Annotated in this window: 3 protein-coding genes; 2 read left to right on the top strand and 1 reads right to left on the bottom strand. The window is 58.0% G+C overall.

Going from position 1 to position 1420, the window contains the following annotated elements:
* The coding region (locus AC1DX0_RS35865; protein WP_477359228.1) for a class I SAM-dependent methyltransferase at window positions 1-523 on the bottom strand (523 nt) is incomplete at its 3' end.
* A gap of 14 nt (window positions 524-537) precedes the next feature.
* On the opposite strand from AC1DX0_RS35865, the gene AC1DX0_RS35860 reads away from it, so the two are divergent.
* Together AC1DX0_RS35860 and AC1DX0_RS35855 are read left to right on the top strand one after the other, a co-directional pair.
* Window positions 538-1191 carry a class I SAM-dependent methyltransferase gene (locus tag AC1DX0_RS35860; RefSeq protein ID WP_477219616.1) on the top strand — a complete coding sequence of 218 codons (654 nt, stop codon included), beginning with the start codon at window positions 538-540 and terminating at the stop codon, window positions 1189-1191.
* Window positions 1188-1420 (top strand): nucleoside-diphosphate sugar epimerase/dehydratase (locus tag AC1DX0_RS35855; RefSeq protein WP_477359225.1); only part of this gene is annotated, 233 nt, incomplete at its 3' end. The genes AC1DX0_RS35860 and AC1DX0_RS35855, both read left to right, overlap by 4 nt.

Raw genomic sequence — 1420 nt, 5'->3', positions numbered from 1 at the left:
GCATCACGTCGGCGCAGAACAACTGCAGGCGTGAAGTGTCCTTCTTGGCGCGGCGCAGGCGATCCTGGCCCGTCAGCAGCATCTCGAGTGAGAGGTCGCCGGCAAATACGTCAATGGGCATATCGAGCAGATGGATGGTGTCGCGGCAGGTCCCACAACCGATCTCGAGCACTCTGCTGTCCGGCCGAAGCTCGAGATGGGCAAACATGTCCCTGCGCGTTTGCTCCTCGTCCGCCAGCAGGGTGGCAAATAGCGCCTCGATGCCGCGATCATATTCGCTTGCCCGCTCGCGGTAATAGGCCTGGCTCTCGGAAGAGGCCTGCGCCTGACCGGAGCGGATGAGCAGTTGCGGAATGCCGTCGATCAGGGGATAGCGCTCATCTGGCCCGCCCAGCAAAGCGGAGCCGTCCGGCGCCTCTGTCAGCGGCTGCCTTGTCAAGGGGGAAACAAAATTCAATTCCGGTATCATTCGCGGAACCGCCCATTTAGACTTGGAAACACGATTCTGTGAGCGAAAACCCACTGATGGTTATGCCCATGACGTCTATTGGCACCCCTGCAACGGACAAAAGCGGAGCAATGTTGCTTGAGGTCGCCCGCTACTATGGCGACAAAGTGCAGGCGCACGGCCCCAGCCCCAAGGGTGTGGATTGGAATACGGAAGAAGGCCAGATCCTTCGCTTCAGGCAATTGGCATCGTTGATCGACCTGCCGGGCGACTTCACGGTCAACGACCTGGGGTGTGGCTACGGTGCCTTGCTGCCGTTCCTCGCCGATCGCTTTCCCGGCGTACGATACTATGGCTGCGACGTGGCTGCAGAGATGATCGAAGCAGCAGCCACACTTTTTGGTGATCATTCGCAAGCGCAGTTTGCCGTCGGATCAGTCCCGGCGCAGATTGCCGATTTCGGCTTTGCCAGCGGTATCTTCAACGTCAAGCTCACACGTCCGGACGATGAATGGGCGGCTTATCTGGAGTCGACGCTGGATGTCCTCAATGCCACCAGCCGGCGCGGCTTCGCCTTCAATTGCCTTACCTCCTATTCGGACCCGGACAAGAAAAGAGCCGATCTTTTCTATGCCGATCCAAGGCAGCTTTTCGACATCTGCAAGAAAAAATACGCGCAGCGCGTGGCATTGCTGCACGATTATGGTCTCTATGAATTCACCATCCTGGTCAGGAAGTCATGAAGCGGCCCATCGTCATATTCGGAGCAGGCGATATCGCTGAACTCGCCCACTACTATTTTACACGCGATTCCTCTTACGACGTCGCCGCCTTTACCGTGGACAGTGCATACCTGACCCAGGACCAGCTGGCGGGCCTTCCTGTCGTGCCATTCGAGACATTGACCCGGGACTATCCGCCGAACAGCCATAGTGTGTTCGTGGCGCTCAGCTACAGCAAACTGAACGAGGT

Source organism: Mesorhizobium sp. P3_A9 (genome assembly GCF_056402975.1).
Note: the sequence above shows the minus strand (reverse complement) of the source record. Positions and strands in the feature narration are given on the sequence as shown.